Annotated in this window: 1 pseudogene; it reads right to left on the bottom strand. The window is 48.0% G+C overall.

The annotated features are described in order from the left end of the window. Positions 1–539 (bottom strand): annotated as a pseudogene (locus tag AC1Q6D_RS33145) (hypothetical protein); the annotation flags it as partial. Positions 540–684 lie beyond the last annotated feature (145 nt).

Genomic DNA, 684 nt, shown 5'->3' with positions numbered 1-684 from the left:
ATCCAGAGGTTGGGGAAGTGCTTGATGACGAATGAACCGATGGCCCAAGAGAGAAGTGGTAGGCCGAGAAACCAAGAGTAATACTCGAATATTGAGCGTTTTGTTAGATCCCAAAATGGTTCTGTCGTAGCTGAAGTCATTACGAAGTGACTCGGAATACTGACAAAAAAGAACAGAAAAAATAAAACACGTCCAACACCTGACATGTATATCCAGAGGTGGGAGCTTGCGGGAAGAAGTGCATATCTAATACTTTCCTGATTATCCCTCATATGAAAATCAATATGCTCGAATGGGCTCGGAGTATAAGTGCCTTTGGCGATTTGCTCTTCGCGCTCTATCTTTGATTGCTCTTGATTTCGAAGGTCTCGTGGCGAGTAATCCTCCACAAAACTGACGGGCGTCACTTCATCGGCATTACCCCAAGGCAGTCTGGCCTTAGCAAGCCGCATGATCCATGGTCGTTCAGTTGATTGCTCTTGCTGGGGCACCTCGGTCGACCCATAGGCCGTCTTGGCGTAATAAGATTCCTGGGTCATTTGTTAGTGTCTCTTGATGTATGTGTCACTTCATCTGCCCAGTAAAGTGCACCCTCACTGCCGAAATCGGGTTTTATATGGGCGGCATCAAACGGCGTACCGTCCTTCGGTGGTGGCGCAGGAAAATGCCAGCGTAAAAGGCGTC

This window comes from Pseudomonas sp. MT92 (assembly GCF_058792515.1).
The sequence above is the reverse complement of the archived record's forward strand: the minus strand, read 5'-3'. Positions and strand labels throughout refer to the sequence as shown.